The organism is Sphingobacterium sp. BIGb0116, assembly GCF_024808035.1.
In the GTDB taxonomy this organism is placed as follows: Bacteria; Bacteroidota; Bacteroidia; order Sphingobacteriales; family Sphingobacteriaceae; genus Sphingobacterium; species Sphingobacterium paramultivorum.
The window spans coordinates 13320-34218 of the sequence record NZ_JANUDT010000013.1 but is presented as its reverse complement, the minus strand read 5'-3'; the positions used below and the strand labels follow the sequence as shown (position 1 = coordinate 34218).

At 40.2% G+C, this 20899-nt stretch carries 16 protein-coding genes; 11 read left to right on the top strand and 5 right to left on the bottom strand.

Annotation, left to right across the window (positions count from 1 at the left end):
• Positions 1-6 precede the first annotated feature (6 nt).
• The 6 genes from M2419_RS25605 to M2419_RS25580 are packed head-to-tail and all read left to right on the top strand — an operon-like array spanning position 7 to position 6580.
• Positions 7-1749, top strand: a complete 1743-nt coding sequence (locus M2419_RS25605; protein WP_182330757.1) for a TonB-dependent receptor — start codon at positions 7-9, stop codon at positions 1747-1749.
• Positions 1750-1789: 40 nt separating this feature from the next.
• On the top strand, positions 1790-3235 hold the full coding sequence (locus M2419_RS25600; protein WP_182330758.1) for an SPOR domain-containing protein: 1446 nt from the start codon (positions 1790-1792) through the stop codon (positions 3233-3235).
• Between the two features lie 25 nt (positions 3236-3260).
• Positions 3261-3968 carry a MotA/TolQ/ExbB proton channel family protein gene (locus M2419_RS25595; RefSeq protein WP_046672749.1) on the top strand — a complete coding sequence of 236 codons (708 nt, stop codon included), beginning with the start codon at positions 3261-3263 and terminating at the stop codon, positions 3966-3968.
• A complete protein-coding gene (locus tag M2419_RS25590) occupies positions 3968-4378 on the top strand; it encodes a biopolymer transporter ExbD (RefSeq protein WP_046672748.1) in 411 nt (136 codons plus the stop codon). Before M2419_RS25595 ends, M2419_RS25590 begins: the two co-directional genes overlap by 1 nt.
• A gap of 58 nt (positions 4379-4436) precedes the next feature.
• Positions 4437-5264, top strand: a complete 828-nt coding sequence (locus M2419_RS25585; protein WP_075994214.1) for an energy transducer TonB — start codon at positions 4437-4439, stop codon at positions 5262-5264.
• 11 nt (positions 5265-5275) lie between these two features.
• Positions 5276-6580 carry a folylpolyglutamate synthase/dihydrofolate synthase family protein gene (locus M2419_RS25580; protein WP_182330759.1) on the top strand — a complete coding sequence of 435 codons (1305 nt, stop codon included), beginning with the start codon at positions 5276-5278 and terminating at the stop codon, positions 6578-6580.
• Positions 6581-6693: 113 nt separating this feature from the next.
• Here the strand turns inward: M2419_RS25580 and M2419_RS25575 are convergent, their stop codons facing one another.
• Entirely contained in the window at positions 6694-7713 is a 1020-nt protein-coding gene (locus tag M2419_RS25575) for an asparaginase (RefSeq protein WP_088162974.1), read from the bottom strand.
• Positions 7714-7725: 12 nt separating this feature from the next.
• Positions 7726-8493: a TatD family hydrolase gene (locus tag M2419_RS25570; RefSeq protein WP_159727203.1), complete on the bottom strand. Its 768-nt coding sequence runs from the start codon at positions 8491-8493 to the stop codon at positions 7726-7728.
• A gap of 362 nt (positions 8494-8855) precedes the next feature.
• On the opposite strand from M2419_RS25570, the gene M2419_RS25565 reads away from it, so the two are divergent.
• The 3 genes from M2419_RS25565 to M2419_RS25555 are packed head-to-tail and all read left to right on the top strand — an operon-like array spanning position 8856 to position 12392.
• On the top strand, positions 8856-10250 hold the full coding sequence (locus M2419_RS25565) for a TolC family protein (protein ID WP_227550146.1): 1395 nt from the start codon (positions 8856-8858) through the stop codon (positions 10248-10250).
• Position 10251: 1 nt separating this feature from the next.
• Positions 10252-11208 carry an HlyD family secretion protein gene (locus M2419_RS25560; protein ID WP_070561231.1) on the top strand — a complete coding sequence of 319 codons (957 nt, stop codon included), beginning with the start codon at positions 10252-10254 and terminating at the stop codon, positions 11206-11208.
• An 11-nt stretch (positions 11209-11219) separates the two neighbouring features.
• Positions 11220-12392, top strand: a complete 1173-nt coding sequence (locus M2419_RS25555; RefSeq protein WP_182330760.1) for an ABC transporter permease — start codon at positions 11220-11222, stop codon at positions 12390-12392.
• 79 nt (positions 12393-12471) lie between these two features.
• Here M2419_RS25555 and M2419_RS25550 read toward each other — a convergent pair whose 3' ends face one another.
• From M2419_RS25550 to M2419_RS25540, 3 genes are all read right to left on the bottom strand, one after another.
• Positions 12472-13494 carry an FKBP-type peptidyl-prolyl cis-trans isomerase gene (locus M2419_RS25550; protein WP_182330761.1) on the bottom strand — a complete coding sequence of 341 codons (1023 nt, stop codon included), beginning with the start codon at positions 13492-13494 and terminating at the stop codon, positions 12472-12474.
• A 23-nt stretch (positions 13495-13517) separates the two neighbouring features.
• The gene (locus M2419_RS25545) at positions 13518-14528 is read right to left on the bottom strand and encodes a bifunctional oligoribonuclease/PAP phosphatase NrnA (protein WP_075994208.1); all 1011 of its coding nucleotides are present in this window, start codon (positions 14526-14528) and stop codon (positions 13518-13520) included.
• Between the two features lie 118 nt (positions 14529-14646).
• Positions 14647-17286: a hypothetical protein gene (locus M2419_RS25540; protein WP_259255881.1), complete on the bottom strand. Its 2640-nt coding sequence runs from the start codon at positions 17284-17286 to the stop codon at positions 14647-14649.
• Between the two features lie 411 nt (positions 17287-17697).
• On the opposite strand from M2419_RS25540, the gene M2419_RS25535 reads away from it, so the two are divergent.
• Both M2419_RS25535 and priA read left to right on the top strand, forming a co-directional pair.
• The gene (locus M2419_RS25535; protein ID WP_046672738.1) at positions 17698-18087 is read left to right on the top strand and encodes a DUF423 domain-containing protein; all 390 of its coding nucleotides are present in this window, start codon (positions 17698-17700) and stop codon (positions 18085-18087) included.
• Between the two features lie 241 nt (positions 18088-18328).
• Positions 18329-20812, top strand: coding sequence for a primosomal protein N' (priA, locus tag M2419_RS25530; RefSeq protein ID WP_182330763.1), 2484 nt, complete (start codon positions 18329-18331; stop codon positions 20810-20812).
• The last annotated feature ends 87 nt before the right edge of the window (positions 20813-20899 follow it).

Genomic DNA, 20899 nt, shown 5'->3' with positions numbered 1-20899 from the left:
GATACAATGAAGAAGTTGCAAAATAGAAACGTGAAGAAATATACTTTAGCAGCGCTTTTGATGGGCGTGGGATTGAATTCTTTTGCACAGGAAACAGGCAAGAAGAATGATCCTGAGAAACCGGTCACTATCGATTCTTTTGATGTTGTTCGTGATTACAAGCCAATTCTTGCGGATGCTGTGAAAATCCGCCGTAGTCCAGATATGACCAATAAAAGGGAATACCAGCCCAAATTGTCCTACAACAATATTTTGGACAAGAAATTGGATATTAATACCGGTTTGAAACAATTGAATGTACAGGAGATTCCTTTTGCACAACCTTTTGAACATAGTAGCAACTATGTCAAATTTGGTATCGGTAACTATAACAGTATATTGGGGGAGGCTTATTTAGCTTCTGAACAGTTTGAAAACACACGGTTTGGTTTATTTGCGAAACATTTGAGCCAAAAGGGTAATATTGACGGACAAAAGTTCAGTACACAGGATATCGGTATCTTTGGTCGCCGTGTATTGGATGCGGTAACCGTTAAAGGTACCATCGGATACAATCGTTATGGCACAAACTTCTATGGCCAGACTTTTGATCAATCGGGAACAACCTTGTTGAATACGACTCCGGATAAACAGACCTTTACAGATATCTATTTGAATGGAGAGCTATCAAGTAATGTGGATCCAAAAAATGAGCAAGCCTTAAGCTATTCCGCAAAAGTTGATGGTTATTTGTTTAAAGACGCTTATAAAGCCAAAGAAAATTCCATCGCATTATCCGGTTATTTGAACAAGCGCCTAAGTGCATTCAATGTTGGTGCGAATTTGAGCGTGACAATGAATAATGTGAAAGATAGTGCTGAGGTAAAAAATCATTTGGCGGTCATCAATCCATATATTCGTTTTAAGGGCGACAACTATAACGTAACCTTGGGTGCGAATTTAACTTCTGAATTTGGCGATAGCTCAAGATTCAATATTTTCCCATCCGTAGAGGCTGATTTTGCTTTGGCACCTGAATATATCTCTTTGTTTGCCGGAATTAATGGGGGAGTGAAACAAGCTTCTTTCCGTAGTTTCGCTAAAGAAAATCCGTATTTGGCTCCGAACGCTAAAATGATAAACTCGATTGAGAAAATGAATGTTTATGCGGGTTTAAAAGGAAATGCTGGCGCAACATTTGGTTATAAAGTAAAGGTATTCTACAAACAGATTGAGGGATTGCCTTTATTTAAAAATAGTGCATTTGGCGATAGTCAAAATGGTTATGTTCCTTGGGCTTTTGATGTCGTTTATGATGGCGTGATCAATAAAGCTAAACATATGGGATTGGAAGGAGAAATCAATGTACGTCTTTCACAACTGGTTAATCTGGGTGGAAAAGTGTATATAGACGATTATAAATTGAGTGATGAGGAAGAAGCATGGGGATTGCCAAAATTCCGTATGCAGGCTAATGCACGCTTCAATATTTCCGATAAATTTTTCGTAGATGCTGAACTTTCTACACAAGGAAACACCTATGCGTATATTTATGATTATAACGCAGATGGCAGTCGTGTTGACAACAGTGGACATAAGGCAACAATAGCTTCGTTTGCTGATCTTAATGCAGGCGCAGAGTACCGAATCAAAAAGCAATTTGGTATTTTTGTCAAAGCAAATAATATCTTCGGAAAAGAATACGAACGTTATATGTATTACCCAAGATTGGGCTTTAATGTAATTGGTGGTCTTAATTATTCGTTTTAACGAATTAAGATTATAAATTTGCATCTTAAAATAGTGCGCGATGAATCTAGGCAAAAACATCAATAGTTTATTAAAACGTTATGCGGAAGTATACGTGCCCGGAATAGGTGTGTTCAAACGAATTCATTCTCCGGCTCAGTTCGATAAACAGAATAATGTGTTTTTGCCCCCGATTTCTTATGTTGAGCTGGACTATTCTGCTCAACATGGATTTAATATTGTTCATTATATCCAACAACAGGAAAACTTGGGCCTCAATCAGGCGCAACAGATCTTATCGGAGGCTGTTGATAACCTAAGAGCTGATTTAGGTCAGTTTGGACAGGCTAAACTCGATGATCTTGGCTTATTGATTAGTTATGGTGCAAGTTTAGTCTTCAAACCCTTGGACTTGTCGGGATTCGATTTCCAGCCGGTTACAAATCTTGTTGCACCAGAGATTGAAACAGTTGTTTCTTCTTTGGAAGAAGCCAAAGAAGAAGAACTTACGACCTTAGCTGTTGCAGAAGACCCTGTTGTAGAAGAAGATCCGATGGTGGAAGCCGATCATAACGTGGAGCCTGCCGAGGAGTCTTTGCCGGATACGGCAGATCAAGACGAAACGATCGAGGTTGAAGAGGTCAAAGAAGAAGTGGAATCTGCAGATCAACCGCTTGTGGTAACGGGTCTAGTAGCAGAGGAGCTTTCTCCGGAGACACAACCGACAAGTGATCGTACCGATCTTGAAGTTGAAGAATCGTCGATAAAGAAAGAGGAAACTGAGCTGTCTGAACTTGTAGATGCACCTGTAATAACTGATAGCCATCTATCTGCACCTCAAGAAGAAAACACTTCAAAAAGAGAAATCGGTGCTATTGCGTCGGCTAACGCTAATTCAACATACGCCCCAAATATCTATGAGGAAGAGCCGCGTAATTCAAATGCGATCTGGTATTGGATGACTGGAATTATTGTGCTGGCAATGGTTGCTGTTGCGGTCGTTTACACCAATCCTGCGTTGAAGGATTCATTATTTGGGTCGACCAAACCTGTTGTAAAAGCGGCAGATACCCTTATTCAACAAAAGCCGATCATACCTGCCGATACATTGTCCAATAAGTTGCAAGCCGATAGTTTGAAGAAAGTTGATTCATTGGCTAATCGCACTGTGACAGATTCTGTTAAAAAGACAACAACTGTACCAGCAACCAATGCGGCTTCAAAACCTCCGGTTTTGGAAGCAAATCCTGTGATCAAAGAGTCTATTCCTGTTGCTCAACCCAGATATCAATTGGTAATAGGTTCTGCAAAGACAATGGCACAAGCAGAGCAGGAAGCCAAGCGCCTTCGGGAAATGGGCTACAAAACAGCACGTGCTGTAGAGGGAAAGTTTAAAAAAAATAGAAAGAAAATCATCTTAAACACCTACATGACAAAATCGGAGGCAGACCTCGCTAAGAAATCTGTAGAGAAAAAGATTGAAGGTGCTTGGGTAGAAACATTATAGAAACTATATAAAACTGTTAATAATTATGTCATTAGTACAAGATACAGCACGGGCTGCTGTGGATTCGTTTAATCAAGCTGCACAACAACCATTACCTGCTGCTGCGCCTACAGAAAACATGAGTTTGATCGATATGATGATCAAAGGGGGATGGATCATGGTTCCAATCCTACTGTTGTTCTTTATTGGATTGGTTATCTTTTTTGAGCGTTATTTGACCATTCGTCGTGCCGCAAAATATGATAACAGCTTAATGTCGCAAGTAAAAGCAAATGTTTTGTCCGGAAACCTGGATTCGGCATTAGCTGTAGTTCGTTCAAGTAACTCAGCTTTGGGACGTATGTTGCAAAAAGGCTTATTGCGTGTCGGCAGACCGATTAAAGATATTGAAGGAGCGATCGAAAACGTGGGTAAATTGGAAGTTGCCAAGTTAGAAAAGAATATCAATATTTTGGGTATTATTGCTGGTATTGCCCCGATGCTTGGTTTCGTAGGTACGATCTTTGGAGTAATTAAGATTTTCCACGACGTGGAATTAGCTGGTGGTATTGATATTGCTTCTGTATCTGGGGGTCTATATGTAAAAATGGTGTCTTCTGCATCAGGTCTTGCGGTGGGTATCTTAGCTTATTTGGGCTACCATATCTTGAATATGATGGTGGAGCGATTGATTTTACGTATGGAAACGGATGCAGTAGAATTTATTGATTTATTGGATGAACCCGGAAGATAATGAACTTACGAAGTAGAAAAAATAAACCATCTGCGGAAGTACATACTTCAGCGCTGAATGACATCATGTTTTTCTTGATGTTGTTCTTCCTGTTGGCTTCTGCAGTTTCTAATCCGCAAGTGGTGAAGCTATTGTTACCAAAGTCAAGTGCGGGAGAACAATCTGTTGCTAAAAAGACCGTCACGGTATCGATTACAAAAGATTTGGGCTATTTTATTGACAAAACTCCAGTGCCCATTGAAGGATTGGAAGCTGCAATTCAATCGCAAATGGCTGCGGGTGAGGAAGTGACAATTATGCTCTATGTCGATAATACAGTTCCCATTCAAAATGTTATTTCTGTAATGGATGTAGCTAATCGATTGAAGATTAAAGTGGTATTGGCAACAGAACCAAAAAAAGATAAATAGGAACAATTAAACTTTTTTTAAGTTTATTGGTCAGCTATTAATATAGGAGATTAATGCGATGAGATATCACCTTCAACATGAAGAAAATAATTTCCCCAAAGCATTGGGGATATCGACTTTGGTCATGGCATCGTTGCTCTTGATTGGATTTTTTGTTGTTTTTAAAGCTCAGGCACCTGATGAATATGGAATGGGGGGAATGATCGTCAATTACGGTACTTCACCTGAGGGAATGGGAGATGACTATATGAGTGTTGAGGAACCATCGGTGGATCCCAACGCCAATAATGAACGGCCCGACCGTATTGATCCTGTTGAAACACCTACCCCAACTCCAACGCAGCAAGTTGCGGAGAAAGCGGTTGTCACACAGGATTTAGAAGATGCCCCTGCGGTAACAAAAACTGAAAAGAAGGTCGTTTCAAAAGCACCGGAAACAACCAAAGCTGTAAAAGAAGTGGCACCACAGGCCAATGCCAAAGCGCTTTTTAAAGGCAATAAAAATAACGGTACTGGGGCTGGTGATGGTACAGGGACAACTCCTGGAAATCAGGGTTCCAAACTGGGTGATCCTTTAGCAAGTAACTACGGCGAAGGTGGATCTGGAAACGGTAACATGATGTTGTCTATTGAAAACCGAAGTTTTACGCAACGGCCAAGTATCGACGATAATGGACAGCAAGCAGGAAAGGTTGCTGTGGAGTTTAGAGTGAACAAGCAAGGGGTTATCACCTATGCGCGTGCTGGTGTAAAAGGAACGACGATTACCGATCCATCCTTGTTGGAGAAATGTGAGCGTGCTGTACGTGGCGCTAGGCTAAACCAATTGCCAAATGCTCCTGACTCCCAAACAGGACGGATTGTATTCAATTTTAGATTAAGATAAAAATCATTCACATGAATGCTTATAATGAGGCAATCGAGTATCTGTATACTCGATTGCCTATGTTTACAAGGGATGGCACCTCTGCCTTCAAAAAAGACCTTGACAATACCATCAAACTTTGCGCTGCTTTGGATAACCCACAGCGAAAATTCAAAACATTACATATTGCCGGTACAAACGGAAAAGGATCCACCTCCCATATGTTGGCCGCTATTTTGGCCGAAGCAGGATATAAAACAGGCCTCTATACTTCACCACATTTACTGGATTTCAGAGAACGTATTCGTGTCAATGGTCAGTTATGTGAGAAAGAATTTGTTGTTGATTTTGTCAATACCCATCGCGAGCTGATAGAAGAAGTCAGTCCATCGTTTTTCGAAATTACTGTAGCGATGGCTTTTGATTATTTCGAGAAGAATAAGGTTGATATCGCTGTCATTGAAGTCGGCCTTGGCGGACGTTTGGACAGCACCAATATTATTCAGCCTTTGCTGTCCGTAATTACCAATATCGGTTTTGATCACATGAATCTTCTTGGTAATACACTGGTGGAAATTGCTGGCGAAAAAGCGGGAATTATCAAGAGAAATACACCTGTCGTTATTTCGGAATATGCTGAAGAGACAGCAGCTGTGTTTTTAAATAAAGCAGCGATCGAGCATGCACCGATCCAATTCGCTTCCGACAAGTATGAGACGAAAATGCTGGGCGTGGACCAAGATTATTTGACGGTACAAGCGACGGATACTGCAGGTCATTCAGCAGACTATCAACTGGATTTAAAAGGCTCCTATCAGGTCAAGAATCTTGCTGGCGTCCTGTTAGCTGTGGATGAGTTACGTCAACTGGGCTTTGAGATCAGTGATCAACATGTGCATCAAGCGCTAAAAAATGTGCAGGCAACCACAGGAATTCAAGGCCGATGGCAACAATTGTCTAAGGATCCATTTATCATCTGTGATACGGGGCACAATGAGGACGGAATTCATGAAGTGCTCAAAAATCTGGCTACAACGGCTTATGATAAATTGCACTTTGTGATAGGTGCTATGCGCGATAAGGATTTATCACATATGTTGCCTTATCTGCCCAAGGATGCAAGCTACTATTTCTCTGCTCCGGATATGCCGCGTGCAATGCCATCCGAGGAGCTGCGGAAAGAAGCTATGGAATTTGGTCTAACGGGGCTTGATTATCCATCGGTAGGAGCTGCGTTTGATGCAGCAAAAGAAGCGTATCAACAAGGGAACCTTATTTTTGTTGGCGGAAGCAATTTTGTTGTTGCGGAAGTGCTTGCTAGTTTGACGCAGGAATAAGAAAATCACCGTTGCTCGCAAATAAATCTGCGGGAGAAATTCATAGAAACCGATCACAAAAAAGGGAGCTGCGTGGAGTGCAGCTCCCTTTTTTGTGATTTTGTGCCTGGTCATTAGTCATTAATCGTCAATTCACCACGGATATCCTTTTCAATCCAATAGGCGACCTCTTTTTGATCTTCTAACTCACCTTGAAGATACATTAATTTGGTTACTGCCGCTTCGAATGTAAGGTCGTAGCCATTGAGCACGCCGATGGATTTAAGTCCTTGTGAAGTCTCATAGCGACCTAATTCAACAGACCCTACTTTACATTGCGAAATGTTGAGGATATTTTTACCCTGTTCAATTGCTTCCTTCAATAGATCCAGAAACCAAGTGTCGGTGGTTGTATTGCCCGATCCGAATGTTTCCATAACAATGGAGCGGACATCGGAATCTAGGACTGCTTTGATTGTTTGCGCAGAGATCCCCGGAAATAATTTCAATACGGCTACCCTATTGTCCAGTTTGGTATGTAGGATAAATTCTTTATCAATATTATTTAATAAAGCATCTGTATTATATTTGAGGTGAATACCTGCTTCAACCAATACGGGATAGTTTGGCGATCTAAAAGCCTCAAATTTGGCCGAATTATATTTAAATGAGCGATTGCCACGGAATAATTTATTGTCGAAAAGAATGCATACTTCTTGGATAATGGAGATACCATCCTGCTTCGCAGAGGCTATTTCCAACGCTGTCATCATATTTTCCCGGGCATCCGTTCGAATTTCCCCAATAGGCAATTGGGAGCCTGATAATATGACCGGTTTTTGGAGCCCTTCCAACATAAAGCTCAATACTGAGGCCGTAAAAGCCATTGTATCGGAACCATGTAGAATAACAAAACCGTCGTAATCTGCATAGTTATCCTTAATAATTTGTGCCATTTCAATCCAGATCTCAGGTTTCATGTTGGATGAATCGATAATGGGTTCGAAAGAGTGCACGGTCAGCTTATAGTCTAAGCGACTTAAATCAGGGAGATTACGTTTGATCAATTCAAAGTCGAAAGGAACGAATGTTCCTGTTTCATCTTTAACCATTCCAATGGTCCCACCTGTGTAGATAATAAAGATATTATGCATTGAGTTTTGAAATTATATACCAAATATACGTTTTGAATTTTCTGTTGTGATTTCGGCTACCTTTTCGATGGAGATCTGGTGAAGGTCAGCTACCTTTTGTGCGACGTAAACCAAATAGCTACTTTCATTTTCTTTACCGCGAAAGGGGACAGGAGCCAGATAAGGTGCATCTGTCTCCAGAACAATATGTTTTAAATCGATTTCTTTGACCACCTGATCTAAGCCCGCTTTTTTAAAGGTGACGACTCCGCCAATACCAAGAGCAAAACCTAAATCGATAGCCTGGTGGGCTTGCTCCAGGGAACCGGTAAAGCAGTGCAGAACGCCAAATAATTTGTCGTCGTGAAGTTCTTCTAATAATTCGAACAGTTCAGTGAAGGCTTCCCGGCAGTGGATATCGATCGGTAAATTTAATTCCTTAGCCCATTGAACCTGAGTTCGAAAAGCATCTTTTTGAATTTCAAGCGTGCTTTTATCCCAATAAAGATCCAGCCCGATCTCACCTATGGCATGGACTTTGTGTGTTTCCAAGCTCTTTCGGATGGTTTCTAACTCTTCCACATAGTTTTCCTTTACATCGCAGGGATGTAATCCAAGCATCGGAAAACAATGTTCTGGATAAGCTGCTACGGTATCAAATACAGGTTTTATGGAAGCGCTATTCACATTCGGCAAAAAAAGGCGTTGTATGCCATTATCGAAGCAACGTTGTAGATGTTCTTGCAGTTTTTCGGTTCCTGCATGGTAATAAATGTGTGTATGTGTATCTGTAAGCAACATAGTTTTCTGCGTGGAGGCAGCGGGTTAGGGTAAAAACTTGTTTTTATTATTATCGAATAAAGTGGTAGACTTAATTACCAAAATTTCAATTCGATCTCCAAAGATAACTTATTAATTAGCAAAAATGAAAATTAATACAGGATTCCTTCTACAGAAACGAATTCCTTTTTTTGTATCTTGGAAAAGCTAACAGGTGGAGGTCAGTCCTTCATGTCATGAATGCATAAGTGACGATTGTTATTGGCCGTTGAAAAGATACGTTTAATTAAAAAGAGTCAGAAGTCAAACATACCGTACGATTTACTGTTAAACAGATAAAAGAGGCGGTTGTTGTCCTATTTTTATAAGAATAAATGAATCATATGATGAATAAGAGGTTATGCCTGGGTTTATTGACTTTGGCGTCGGTTATGTTTTTAAACAAACTACATGCGCAATCATTGATTGACCCTTCGGTAAAAGATATTATTCAAAAAGCCTTTCAGACAAATAAAGAATTGAAATTGAAGGCTTACGAAGTCGATAAAGCACGTCTGGAAGCCGATGGAGTAAAAGCAAACCGGCTGCCACATGTCTCGGCACTCGGGCTATACGGTTATGTACATAGCAATGGGAGTATTGATATTCCTACAGTTAATATCCCTTTATTGAACTTAGGCTTGTTTGAAGGAGCAACAGGATTTAGTATGCATGGGCAAGCTGCCTATGCGGGGGTGTCTGTAAAGCAGATTATCTTTTCGGGATTGCAGATTCCGAATGGAATAAAAGCATTGCAAGAAAAAGCTGTGGCTCAACAATATTTAGAATCGGCCGGTCGAGAGACACTTTCAAAGGATATTATTGCTTCTTTTGATCAGCTGATGTTGTTGGATGAGGTGGATAAATTGATTGTCGATTCTGAAAAGCGATTAAAAAAAGAACAGGAAAAGGTGAATAAAGCGATTCAAAATGGCCTTGCAATACCTTATGATAGAGATAAATTGAAATTGGCCTTGCTGGAGCTGGAAGAGAAAAAGGTAGAGGTTTCTGGCAATCGGGATTTGTTGTGTCAAAAGATCGAACAAGAAACAGGGGTATCTTTTCAGGAGGTTGGCGGAATTCATTATGGACTTAAACCTATATTTTTGTCGGATCTTCCACGTGATGTCGAACAAAGATCCGAATTGAAAGCACTAGATGCTTCCTCAAAAGCGTATGAGTACCTGTATAAAAAAGAAAAGGGGGGAGCTCTTCCTGCTGTCTTTGCCTTTGGATCCGCAAACTATCTGAATGTATTCAACTCCAAACTCACGGTGAAAGACCAACCGCTATTTGGTACGGTCAACTTACCGCTTAATTCTATCAAGGGGAGTCCCAATCTAATGGTTGGTGTAGGGGTTAAATGGGATCTCTATACGGGCGGAGAGCATCATAACAAGATAAAGCAAGTTAAACTCGATCAAAATATCAATACGACCAAAAGGGAAGATACACAGGAAAAATTAAATCTATTATTGAGCAAGAATACAGTTACCTATACAACTGGGAACCAAAAATTGAAAGTGGGGGAACAGCAGTTGAAGGTTGCCGAGAATAATCTTTCTATGGCTGTTAAACAGTATCAAGCCGGATTAATAGATGTTACGGAGTTATTGGCCGCTGAAAACGATTGGTACAAAGTTAATTTGGGTTATTTTAACAATGTTTTGCAGCAACGTACTGCTGCAGTTGAATTACTACATACATCAGGAAAATTATTACAAACTATACATGAGTAACATGAAGAATTTATATGGGATATTATCCCTGTCTATTTTTGTTTCTTGTACAAATCAAGTGAAAGAGAAGCCTATTGAAGGGAAGGTGGAGCGAGAGCAAGTGACGGTTGTGACAAAGGTTCCGGGGAAAATTGCGAAGCTTCTGGTTGAAGAAGGTGACTTTGTGCATGCGGGGGATACCTTGGCTATTTTGAGTATTCCCGAGGTAGATGCTAAAGAAGAGCAGGCAAAGGGAGCGCTGCAGTCTGCTGATGCACAATATAACATGGCAGTCAAAGGTGCTACGAAAGGGCAACTCGTACAATTGCAGGCGAAGGTAGATGGACTTAAGGAACAATATGAATTTGCGAAAAAATCAATAGGTAGGCTGGATGCCCTTTTGCAGGACAGCCTGATTCCGCAGCAAAAGTACGACGAGACCTACGCTAAATTTCAGGGGGCTAAAAATCAGTATCTTGCAGCACAGGCTGAATTAGCTGAAGCAAAGGGTGGGGCTAGGCAAGAACAGCAGATTATGGCTTTGGGACAGAAAGAGCGTGCGCTCGGGGCGGTATCTGAAGTCAATGTTGCTGCACAGGAGAAATATGTCATTGCTCCACAGGACATGAGTGTGGAAACGATTAATCTGAAAGTCGGTGAATTGGCGATGGCAGGCTATCCGATTATCAATGGTTTCCTCGATCGATCGACCTATTTTAGATTCACATTGCCCGAAAATAAAATGGGAAAACTTCAAAAAGGAGAGGCTGTTGAGGTTGAAATTCCTTATTTGAATCACAAAAAGGTTAAAGCAAAGGTGATTAGTATTAAAGCCTTAAATTCGTACGCAAGCATTGCCTCAGCTTATCCTGATTTCGATCCGCAACAGGCCGTGTTTGAATTGAAAATTGTTCCTGAAGATGTTGCCGGTAGCAAAGATTTGTTAACAAAAACGCTTGTGGTTCTCCATGCGAATTAAAGAGCTTGACTGTGAAAAAATTTTTAGAATTGATCCAACGGGAGTTTAAGCTCTTCTTCAATAATAAAGTGCTATTGATGCTTTTTCTAGGTGCACCTGTATTGTATGGTGTATTGGTGGGGCATGTTTATCAACAAGGTAAGGTAACTCAGATGCCGGTCATTGTGGTTGATGAGGATAATAGCCCCTTAAGCAGTTCATTTATTGATATGCTTTCAGATAATGAGAGTATTGAAGTTGCCCGTGTATTACCCTCCTTATTTGATTCAAAAGATATTGCCATGCAATATGAGGCAACAACGATTGTACATATTCCCAAGGGTTTTGCATCCGGAGTACAACAAGGTCGTTTGCCCGAAATGACTGTTTTTGTAGACGGTGCCAATACATTGACCTCCAATACCGCCATGATGGCTGTCAATGTGTGTGCCTCGACGTTGAAAGCGGGCATACAGATTCAGGCGCAAATGAAACGTGGTGTTCCGGCAAAGATCGCTGCACAGCAGTACGAACCATTTAAGACAACTTTTGTTAAGCAGAATATTCGAAGTGGAAATTACCTGTATTTTATGCTACCGGGAGTTCTAATTACTGTGCTGCAACAGGTCTTGCTCTTAGGCTTGGCTTTGTCTTTTTCCTCAGAATTTGAAGGCAATACCTTTCCGGAACTTGTACGTAAAATCGGTAATCCTATCGGACTGATTCTTGTTAAGATATTACCATATGTTTTGATGTCTGTCGGTATCCTGGTTTTATATTGGGGTTTTGGTCAATATTACCGTATGCCTTTACAGGCCGAATTTGGTCGCTTTGTACTGTGCACTTTCGTCTTTTTGCTCGCCGTGTGTTTTATAGGTGCACTCGTCAGTATTCTACTGCCTTCGCAGTTGAAATCGACGGAAGTCCTTATGGTAATTGCGACGCCAGCATTTATCTTGAGTGGCTTTACCTGGCCTTCGAGTCTAATGCCAGGCTGGGTGCAGGCAATAGCAAATGTAATCCCATCGACCCATTATCTGCGAATTTTTAGGTTAATGTTTATTCAGCATGCTGAAAATTACCATACCGATAAGGCGCTGATCGCATTGACCATCATCATGATTATCAGTTTTATATTGGCGGTAATAATACTATGGCTGAAAATACGGAAGATCAAAAAAGAAGATAAGAAGATTAGCGTATAGTGAATAAAAATACGAACAACAAAAAAGCGGTTTCATCGAGATGAAACCGCTTTTTTGTTAACTGAAATTTACAGTCGAATTATTTTTTTGCTGCAGGAGCTTTAGTTGCAGGAGCTGTTGCCGCTGGAGCAGTAGTTCCAGTAGGCGCTACCATGCCTGGAGTTGTTGCTGTAGGAGCAGGAACTTTTCCAGGTTTGATATCCAATACTTCTACTTCAAATACTAAAGGAGCATATGGAGGGATAACACCTGAAGGGCGATCGCCATAAGCCAAAGATGAAGGAATGACTAAAGTTGCTTTTGTACCTTTGTTAAACAATTGGAAAGCCTCAGTCCATCCAGGGATCACACCATCAACACCTAATTGGAATTTTAATGCTTCATAAGGACGTTGAGGGTTGAAAATTTTCTCTTTTTTAGCTACATCTGGAAGGTTTGTATCAAATACTTTTCCTGTAGTTAATGATCCTACATAGTTCACGTGAATAGAATCACCTACTTTTGCATTTGCTCCTGTTCCAGGTTTAGTAACTACATATTGAAGACCTGAAGCTGTTTTTGTTGTTTTCAAGTTTTTATCCTTGATGTATTTTTCAAGTTTAGCTGGTTCAGCTGCCTTGTGTTTGTTCAATTCTTCTTCAAAATATTTCTGAACTTGTTCACCTAATTGTTGGTCTGTTAACTTTCCTTTTTTGAAGTGTTTTTTGACCTTGATCGAATAAACAATAAACTTATCTGCGAATTCTGGTTTTGGTTGATGCGTTTTAGCAGCCATAGAATCCAAATTGATTTTGAATACCAAGCTATCGCCTTCACCTACGTATTTGAATAAACCAGTAGGGTCACCTGGATTTTTTGCGATGATACTATCTGGATATAATTGAACGATTTGAGGGACTCCCATGTCATACGTACTTTGCATTGTAGAATCTCTGTCCGTTTTCACAACCATGTCAAGTGCTAATAAATCGCCTGATACTGCTTTTTCTTTTGCATTATCATCCACGATTTTATACTCAAGACCACCTTCAGCCTTTTTGAATTTTTGGCATGACGTCATCAAAAGACCGGCAGCCGCGAAAAATAGAATTGCTTTCTTCATTTTCTAATGTATGTTACGATATCTTATTTTGTTAATATTTCTTTATAATTTGGTAAAACCGATTTGAATTTTGCTATCACTGCTTCGAGGCTTTCTTTCGAATTACCTCCTGAAGCGTTAAGATGCCCGCCTCCATTGAAATACAATTTACAGATCTCATTGCAAGGAACTTCTCCAATCGAACGCAAAGATAGTTTAATTTGTTCATTTCTGTCAATAATTAAAGCAGCCAATCGAATTCCTTTGATAGAAAGGGCATAATTGACTAATCCTTCGGTATCACCGGTGATCACTTCAAACTGAGTGAGATCCGCTTTGGTTACATGAATAATGGCGGTGTTATATTCATGGATAACCTCTAGACGATTCAATAGACAGAACCCTAAGAATTTCAGGCGGCTTTCTGACGAGCTATTGTAAATCTCTTCGTGAATAGCCCAGTTTTGTGCACCGCAATCAATGAGTGATGCAATGATGCGGTGAATTTCAGCAGTGGTAGAACGGAAGCGGAAAGAGCCCGTATCGGTCATAATACCGGTATATAAGCATGTCGCCATGTCAGCACTGATATGGTCTGGATCTTGCATCTCATGGACTAAGAAGCGATAGATCAATTGTGCAGTCGCTGCAGCAGATGGATCCCAAAATGCGTAATCTTCAAACCCTTCCGGATCTAAATGGTGATCAATCATGCATTTGATTCCTTTCGCTTGACGAATAGGTTCACCCATTTCGTGAATCCGGGCAAGGCCATTAAAATCTAAGCAGAAAATTAATTCAGCTGCGTCAATCTGTTGATTGTGCAGGTCAATATCCTGCGTATAAATTTGTACATTTTCTAAGCCAGGTAACCAATCCAAAAAGGCAGGAAAGTCTGACGGTACAATGAGATTTACGTGGTGTCCTTTCGCGGTCAACCAAAAATATAATCCTAAAGATGAACCCAATGCGTCCCCATCTGGTTTGTAGTGCGTTGTAATTACAATACGTTTTGGTTCAGCTAATAATTCTTTTAATTCTTCCGATTTCAGCATAGTCATATTAAGTCTGCAAACCTACTATAAAAAAATTAAATTAGACAAATTTTTTATAAAGATCTTTTAGCATCTTATAGCGTTTGGTGTTGATTTTAAAAAATTGATTTTCAGGTTTTTAAAACTTATATACATAGATCTTGAAATCCCGCTTCATGCAGATTAAATAATTGGCATTGTCGCCATAGTTAATCGGTCCATAATAGAACTTTGAAAAACCTTCTACAGGGAATCCCTCCTGAACCAGGCCATCAGATCCGAAGACATAAATCATGCGGTTGTCGGTTCCTACGCCGATGATATCAGATTTACCTATTCGTTTGAAAAACAAGGGTCTGTTACTGGCCTCTTCGATGAATTTATATTCAAAGTATGAAGACGAGTCTCTTGAACTGTAGGCATTCAGTTTGTTGTTGGCTAGAATAACAAAATCTCTGTCTGCTCCACCGCTAATGTCTTCAAAATTAAAGAAAGCATCTTTGCCCCAGTCACCCAGTTTTATTTTTTTTGTTTCGCCTTCGAAAGGAATTTTGAATACACTACCTTTATTGTTCGCCAAGTAAATGAAGGAGTTCTTTTCATCCGAGGCCGCAACTAAACCAATTGGATTTTTAACACTTTCTCCATCGGTATCCAATGTTTTTTTATGGATGACCTTACCATTTTGATCAAAGAAATAGACGGAAGCAGTGCTTGTCCCGGCAATAATATAATTTGTCTGTCCCAGGCTGGTTGTTTTTAGATCGAATAAAATTCGGCCATCCACGCTATTATTTTCAAAGCCATCCACTTTTTTGCCATCGAGGGTATACGCAAGAATTCGGTCTGTTGCCGGAATGTAAATACGTTGCTCCTTATTGAAGGTGGTGATTGTAGCCCCGTAAGTTGCCGAGTATGGAAGTTCAACGGAGAAGCCAGTCCTGTTTTTACCATCGGGCATAATGCGATATAAGCGGTTTTTCGTGACGGCGACAATACTGAGATCCTGTAACTGAATTGGCTCGCCCAAAATTTCCCCTTGGAAGAGGTTTTGCCAGAGTTCTTTCCCATCCGGCGAAAATGCATGTACCGTATGATCTTGTTCTTGAATCAGGATAAACTTGTTCTTCCCATCTTGATCGAAAATCCAAGGTTTATTGATAATTCGGTTATCCAGCTGGGCTGTCCATTCTGGTTTGCCGCCTAGTCTCGTATCACTCTTAAAGAGGGCATATAAACTGGACGAAAATGTGCCCTGATTGCCACTCAACTGATAAGACCAGGAATAGAAATTTTGAAATCCATATTCATCCTCATCTTTAAAGTTCTTTGCAAAATCAGCTTTTAAGTTATCCAGAATATTGCTTTTACCAGCTTTAGGTTCTAAATAGAAAGTCACGTTACTGCGGCTATTCTGCAATGCTGCATGATTTTTGAAAATAGCCGTTCCGGAAAGAAATTGCTTTTCCCGGAAAGATTCACGATAGTCTCTCAAGATGCCCGTCCGTGTAGCTACCACCATAATGTTGTCTACAATGGTGAAATATGGTCGGGTAAAGCTTTTGAATGGCTCACCAAATAGCGCATGTAAGAGATTAGAATATTTAAATTGATAGATTGAATCACCTACAGACGAACTGAATTTCTTAAGATTATCAGCAAACTGCGTTGAATCCGAAATGCTGATCAAACCTATTGCATCCTGATTATCCAATTCCGCGAGCGCAAATTCATCGTTGAAAATTGGCGCGATGATACTGTCAAATGATACTTTGCTGTCTTCTTCAAAGTTCTTTATACTTTTAGCCAATCGACCGTCTTCTTTTTGCTGTACCAACAAGGCTTTCAGTCCGCTTCGAAAACTATGGGGATCTGAAATACTAAAGTCTATATAAGATGCAGCATTTTTAGGAAGATAATTCCCCAGAGCTTGCACTTGAGCCGTCTGCGTTGCAAATAACTGTAGGTAGTTATTTTTGCTCGCCGTGAGATCTGTTTCACCCTTAAAAATAAAAGCATCCTTTTTGAAATTCATGTTCCAGGACGTTTGGCCCTTCAGCGAATCGATTAAGTTGAGATAAGTGCCAAATTTGGATTTCATCAATATTCGAGCAATTTGCGACAATTGTTCATTGAAAAAATAGAGACTAAGTGGCGTGTTTTTATTGTTATGGTTTACGAAGAACTCGATTTGTTTGGTACTTATTTTCTTAACCTGTTTATCAAAGATCTGGGAAAGTACCTGTTTGGAGTAGCTGGCGAAAATGATTTCGTGGGAATAAGCGCAATAAAGTGTACTATCCTTGCTGCCTTGATTAAGCCCATAAAATCGTTGCCCTAAGGTGTCAAAAGGTTGTATTTTGTAGTTTTTACCGACGTTTTCAAGCACTGTTGCCAGTGAGTTATTATCAATGCTTTGACCAACCTGAACGCTGTATAGCGGAGTAATTTGGTCTTTTTCCTGGTGAAAAGAGAGTAATATTTGCTGCCCCGCTACAAGAGGCGCTAACTGTTCACTACGTAATAATTCGTCTTTAAGACGCTCCAAGTTACCAAAATTGCGTTGACCTATAATGGCTTTAAAGAGCTCATAGTCATTGAAGATCGTATCAACAGTCTGATCATTGGCAAAGGAGGCAATTGCTAATGTACTTTCAGGAAGATATTGTAAAGCTTTAGAATCTTGTTTATTGTTTTTATTGAAGTCTCCAAAAAGATAGATCGTGGCCGCGATGACCGCGATGAATAATATAACAGTGATGATGATTGTTTTTTTCATCCTTTTTATTTTTTTCAATGCCTGATAGGAACTCGAATAAATCGTCACTACCACGCTGGTCGATACGATTAAAAATCCAGTTTCATCAGAACAACTATTTATGAGGTACTTATTTTCTTGTCAGCAGATAAGTACACTAAACTTGTTTTTTTAATAGTGATGAAGCCATCATGCGGCAGATGTTTATCAAGGATATACAAATCTTGCACCTCGTTCAAGATTTCGGTGAGCTGCACGATGCTCATGATGATTCATACGTAAAACAAACCTAATAAAAATATATGGGAAGAGATAGAAAATCGTTCCTATAATGCGCCTTTGTAATATAAATTTAACAAAAAATTCCTTATTTTGCTCTGTTTTTAATACATTTATCGCTAGAAACTCATTTTCAGCATTCACTTTAACATAATGAATAAGAAAATCATTTTAGCCGCTTCGTTGTTGGGAGCATTAGCTGTAATATTAGGCGCCTTTGGTGCTCATGGTCTAGAAGGAAAGGTAAGTACATATCATATTGAAACTTGGAAAACTGCAAATCAGTATCATTTCTATCATACCTTCGCCCTGTTATTTTTATCTACTTTTTCGCGAGCAAAGACGTACTCCATTAAAGTATCATTTATAGCTTTCCTCATTGGTATACTTTTTTTCTCGGGATCGTTATATGTCTTAAGCGTGCGCGAAATAACCGGCTTTGGAAATCCGTCTATTTTAGGACCTATCACCCCTTTGGGAGGATTGTCGTTAATCGTTGGCTGGGTTGCTTTATTTATTGCTGCGCTAAAAAATAAATCGTAATCCTATTTAATTGCCTATGTTCATACGAAATCATATTCGTATCTAATCATAACGGAGCCTTCTTGAATAGATTTCAGGAAGGCTTTTTTAGGTTGCAATTGATTGACCTGTGATCTCTTGGTTTTTTCACTCCGATATCGCTTTTAGGCCGTATGGTTGTTGTCGGTTTTATGTATCTCCGGGGTCGCTTGAACTCTTTTCCTGGAGGTTTTTTTGTACTTTTATACCATAATTTGAATTTATGTCCAATCCACAATCTACGATTTTTAGTGAAAGAGATACGCTGTTTGTTGATGTGGTCCTACCACTAGCATTGGCAAGAACATATACCTATCGTATTCCGGTTGACTGGAATGATCGTGTGCAGGTCGGTGTACGTGTCATTGTGCAATTTGGGAAGAATAAGATCTATTCTGCGGTTGTGAAGTCAATTAGTCAGGAGGCACCAAAGCACTATGAAGCAAAGTATATTTTGGACATCATTGATGACAAACCCATTGTTAATTTGGCTCAATTTAAACTTTGGGATTGGCTAGCCGATTATTACATGTGTAGTTTGGGCGAAGTCATGCAGGCTGCGCTACCTTCGGCATTGAAGCTGGCCAGTGAGACCAAAGTCGTTTCATCGATTGCGGCAGATTTTGACCGTTCTACACTTTCAGATAAAGAGTATCTTATCATCGAGGCTTTGGAGGTGGCGGGAGAACTTAAAGTCAATGATATTGTGAAATTGCTGGGACAAAAAACAGTCTTCCCCATATTGAAGCAATTATTTGACAAAGGAATTGTTTTGATTTCTGAAGAGATTACAGAAAGATATAAACCCAAGACCAAAGCATTTTTACGTTTTGCGCCCGACTTTAGAAATGAAGATGCAAAAAGAGAATTGTTGGATAGCTTAAACCGTGCGCCAAAACAACAAGATGCGGTATTGGCATTTATGCAGCTGGTCAAAAAAACCGAGGAGATCACGCGGCCCATGTTGGCTGAGGCCTCGGGCTGTGGTAACGGTGCTATTACGGCTTTGATTGACAAAGGTGTTTTTGAAATAAAGGAAAAGGTTGTTTCCCGGTTCCAGGGGGAAGATATTGAACTGGATGCCAATTTTCAATTTAATGAAAACCAGCAAAGGGCCTATACTGAAATACAAGAGTCGTTTGAAGAGAAGGAAGTTACCCTGTTACATGGTGTTACTGCTTCGGGAAAAACACAGATTTATATACGACTTATCGAACAAGCAATCGCTGCGGGGAAATCAGCCCTCTATCTACTGCCTGAGATTGCGCTGACAGCACAGATTACGGCGCGTTTAAAGCTGCATTTCGGCGATAAATTGGGGGTGTACCACTCCAAGTTTAATGATAATGAACGTGCCGAGGTATGGCATAAAGTGATGAAAAATGAATTTCAGGTCGTGATTGGGGCCCGTTCTTCAGTTTTTCTGCCCTTTCAGGATTTAGGGATTATCATCGTTGATGAAGAGCATGAAAGCTCCTACAAACAGTTTGATCCAGCCCCACGTTACCATGCCCGCGATACGGCTATTTACCTCGGGTTTCTACATCAGACCAAAGTGTTATTGGGATCAGCGACGCCTTCTTTGGAAAGTTATTACAATGCCAAGGCTAAGAAGTATGGTTTTGTTGAACTGCTTGAGCGTTATGGCAACGCACAATTGCCAAGTATTGAGTTGGTGAATATTCCCGAAGAAGGAAGAAAAGAAAATATGTTTTCCTATTTTTCTGGCACCTTGTTAAAGGCAATTGAAGAAGCCGTAAAAAATAAAGAGCAGGTTATATTATTTCAAAATAGACGTGGGCACACGACAATGATCCAGTGTAATACCTGTGGATTCGTTGCAAAATGTGTCAATTGTGATGTCAGCTTAACCTATCACAAGAGTTCTAATATGATGCATTGCCACTATTGTGGTCATGTAGAGCCTCCACTTCGTGTTTGTCCGGCCTGTGGAATGCCGCATATCGAAAGTAAAGGGTTCGGTACAGAACGGGTAGAGGAAGAACTTGAAATCCTGATGCCCGAAATTCGCATCGGTCGGTTGGATCTGGATTCCACAAAAGGTAAATACGGTTTCGACAAAATTATCACGGCTTTTGATGAGCATGAATTTGATGTTCTTATTGGAACGCAAATGGTCGCTAAGGGGCTCGATTTCGGACGAGTAAGCCTCATCGGTGTTGTCAATGCAGATACAATCATTAACTTTCCGGATTTCCGTTCCTATGAACGATCTTTTTCGTTATTTTCCCAGGTAGCAGGACGCGCAGGTCGGCGTGAAGCCGGAGGAAAAGTGATCATCCAAAGCTACACCACGCATCATCGGGTGTTAGAACAGGTGGTCAATAACGATTATGAAGGCATGTTTATGACGGAAATTACAGAACGAAAAAACTATCTTTATCCTCCTTTCTACCGGCTTATTCGGATTGATATTAAACATACGGATTTTCAGAAATGTTATGATTCGGCCAATCGTTTTGCCTCGGCGCTGCGTCAACAATTGGGTGCAAGGGTATTGGGTCCGGAACCGCCTTTAGTTTCACGCGTGCGGAATAATTTTATCCAGACGATTACCTTGAAGATTGAACGCACAAATATTAGTATTGCAAAGGTCAAGGAATTGATCCGTTCGGTTCTCCTGGATTTTGAAATAGATAAAACCAATGCTGGTGTACGCGTTCAGGTCGATGTAGATCCATATTAGCGACAGCTATTACCCATATAGCTTTTAAAGACTTGCGTTTTAGGTAAAGTTAAACCATATGCGCTTATCGTTTTGTTCGGTCCCAAA